Below are 3,158 nucleotides of genomic sequence, written 5' to 3' on the forward strand. Positions count from 1 at the left end.
GTCTTCAGTGCTTCCAGTGCAGCGGCCGGATCCGCCGGCTGGTTGATGAATGCTGAGGGGTCGGTGGGTGGTGGTTGTCCGACATCATCGATGGGGGCAGCGTTCAGGGTGGTCACGCTGAACGTGATCATCACCACCGAAGTAATGCCCTGCGCCATGGAATAGCCGAATGACTTGTTCGCAGGGACTGAGCTCTTCATGATTATTCTCGTTGGGGCATGCCACGGTGATGGCACTCGCCCTTTTGGCCGAAGCAAAAGCTGAGCCATGAGAAGCATCAGACGAAAGTCTTAGTAAAACAAAGTACCGTGTAGGACAAATGGGTTATCCCAGCATTGGGGGAAAGTGCGTAAAACCGGGGGAAATTCCTCATTGTCGGGGAATGAGGCTAGCGATTCGGGTCAGCCTCTGTCTCCGCTGGCAGAAGCAGCATGGCGATCAATCTGTGACAATACCCGGGCCTATGCCCCGTAAGCCTTATCCCGGAGTCAGAATTTCAATGCCCCAACTCAGCCACTTCACAGCCCCGTGTCCGGAGCACATCAACAGCCAGATCCTGCAACTGGTCGTCGATAACCTGACCGATATCAGCATGGTCGGCATCGCGCCGAGCAATCCGCTGTACAACGTGTACCAATACACGGTCGGCTTTGAAGTGCATCTGTACCTGGAAGCGCTCAATGGGGCGAAGGGGATTGCGGTCGAATTGATCGTCGCCACCGACGAAGAAGATCCGTTAAAGGTCATCGGCTTCCTGCTGTACCTGCCGATGAAAGACGATCCCCAGGCTTGCGGCGTGGCCTACATGGCTGTCGACGCGGGCCATCGTCGACAAGGTGTCGCGCGAGCCATGCTGCAAGAGATGATCCACCGTTACCCGCACGCCGAGTTGACCTGCGCCGTCGCCAAAGTGCCGTGGTTCGAATCGATGGGTTTTCAGGTGTTGGGCGTACGCGGCACGCAAGTACTGATGAACAGCCGCGACTACAGCAGTGAAGGTTTGATGGGGCTGTTGGATGTGGCCTCGATCTACAGTTCGCTGGAGGTTCGGCAGATCCATCACTACTTGCTGCAAAAACACGGCAAGCGCGCAATGATTGATGCCGAGAAGCAGCGCGACCGGCATCTGGACCAGATGACCCGCACCGCCAAGGTGTTTGTGCTGAATCGTTTGGGCCAGAACGCGGCGAACGAGCCGCGTCTGGACTAGACCCGTGGGTCCTTTCGGGAGCGCACGGTCGCCGAGCCGTGATATTCTGCGCGCCAACTTGGTTTGACCTGTTCAGTTGGCCCGTCCCGTAGACGTGCCGACAGGATCAATGTCGCTCAAGCAGCTGAAGCCAATAATGATAAAAAGTCAGTTCAGTAGGGACATATAACTGAGGTCGATGCAGTCAGTCGGCCTTGTGTGCCCACCCTCCAATCGTCATGTTCGAACCCCCACGACATCCTGCCTGAATGCCGTGAACCTGGGGTTTTTTCGTGAAGATGGAAGGGCGGATGACGTTTTTTCATAGKTGCTATAGATGTTTAAAAAAATGAACACGGCCCTGCTGGGGCTGGCTTTGTCGATGGGGATCACGTCTGTTCAGGCGGATGAGGCAAAGAAAGTCGATGTGCTGCTGATTGGCGGCGGAATCATGAGCGCAACGCTGGGTGTCTGGCTCAATGAGCTGGAACCTGGCACGTCGATGGAAATGATCGAACGCCTCGACGGCGTCGCTCAGGAGAGCTCCAACGGCTGGAACAACGCTGGTACCGGTCACTCCGCCCTGGCCGAATTGAACTACACCCCGGAAGACGACAAGGGCAACGTTCAGATCCCCAAAGCCGTTGAAATCAACGAAGCGTTCCAGATCTCCCGTCAGTTCTGGTCCTGGCAAGTTCAGCAAGGCGTGCTGAAGAACCCGCGTTCGTTCATCAATTCCACACCGCACATGAGCTTTGTGTGGGGCGATGACAACATCAAGTTCCTGAAGAAGCGTTACGAAGCCCTGCAAGCGAGCCCGCTGTTCGCCGGCATGCAGTACTCCGAAGATCCGGAAGTGATCAAGAAGTGGGTTCCGCTGATGATGGAAGGGCGTGACCCGAACCAGAAAATCGCGGCCACCTGGAGCCCGATCGGCACTGACGTGAACTTCGGCGAGATCACCCGCCAGTTCGTGGCGCACCTGCAAACCACGCCTAACTTCGACTTGAAGTTGTCCAGCGAAGTGCAAGACATCACCAGGAACGAAGACGGCACCTGGCGCGTCAGTTACAAAAACCTGAAAGACGGCAGCAAAGCCGAAACCGACGCCAAGTTCGTGTTCATCGGCGCGGGCGGCGGTGCACTGCACCTGCTTCAGAAGTCCGGCATTCCTGAAGCCAAGGAATACGCAGGCTTCCCGGTAGGTGGCTCGTTCCTCGTGACCGAAAACCCGACCATCGCCGAACAACACCTGGCCAAGGCCTACGGTAAAGCCTCCGTTGGCGCACCGCCGATGTCGGTGCCGCACCTGGACACCCGTGTCCTGGACGGCAAGCGCGTTATCCTGTTTGGCCCATTTGCGACCTTCAGCACCAAGTTCCTCAAAGAAGGCTCGTACCTGGACCTGCTGACCACCACTACCACGCACAACGTGTGGCCAATGACCAAGGTCGGCATCAAGGAATACCCGTTGGTCGAGTACCTTGCCGGCCAGCTGATGCTGTCTGACGAAGACCGCATGAACGCCCTGAAAGAATACTTCCCGAACGCCAAGGCCGAAGACTGGCGCCTGTGGCAAGCCGGCCAGCGCGTGCAAATCATCAAGCGTGATGAAGCCGCCGGTGGCGTGTTGAAGCTGGGTACCGAAATCGTTTCGTCGGCTGACGGTTCGATCGCCGGCCTGCTGGGCGCTTCGCCGGGCGCATCGACCGCTGCACCGATCATGCTGACCGTGCTGCAGAAAGTGTTCAAAGACAAAGTGGCTTCGCCAGCCTGGCAGGAAAAACTGCACCAGATCGTGCCGAGCTACGGCACTCAGCTCAATGTCAGCCCTGAGAAGGTTGCGCAGGAGTGGGCCTACACCGCCAAGGTGCTGGAACTGACTCCGCCGCCGGCGATGGGGCAGGTGGTGGTTCCGGCTGCTGCTCCGGCAGATGCTGGTAAAGCGCCAAAGGCTAATGCTGCGACT

Annotated in this window: 3 protein-coding genes; 2 read left to right on the forward strand and 1 reads right to left on the reverse strand. The window is 57.6% G+C overall.

Annotation, left to right across the window (positions count from 1 at the left end):
* A partial coding sequence (locus tag AC1DRJ_RS22555) for a hypothetical protein (RefSeq protein ID WP_477804092.1) occupies positions 1-200 on the reverse strand: 200 nt, incomplete at its 3' end.
* A gap of 299 nt (positions 201-499) precedes the next feature.
* Between AC1DRJ_RS22555 and AC1DRJ_RS22560 the strand changes: the two genes are divergently transcribed.
* Together AC1DRJ_RS22560 and mqo are read left to right on the forward strand one after the other, a co-directional pair.
* A complete protein-coding gene (locus AC1DRJ_RS22560) occupies positions 500-1,210 on the forward strand; it encodes a GNAT family N-acetyltransferase (RefSeq protein ID WP_477804093.1) in 711 nt (236 codons plus the stop codon).
* A 316-nt stretch (positions 1,211-1,526) separates the two neighbouring features.
* The coding region (gene mqo, locus AC1DRJ_RS22565; protein WP_477804094.1) for a malate dehydrogenase (quinone) at positions 1,527-3,158 on the forward strand (1,632 nt) is incomplete at its 3' end.

Source organism: Pseudomonas sp. P5_B2 (genome assembly GCF_056400445.1).

Coding starts and splice junctions, on each gene's coding strand:
- AC1DRJ_RS22560 (WP_477804093.1), top strand. CDS start 500: ATGCCCCAACTCAGCCACTTCACAGCCCCGTGTCCGGAGCACATCAAC.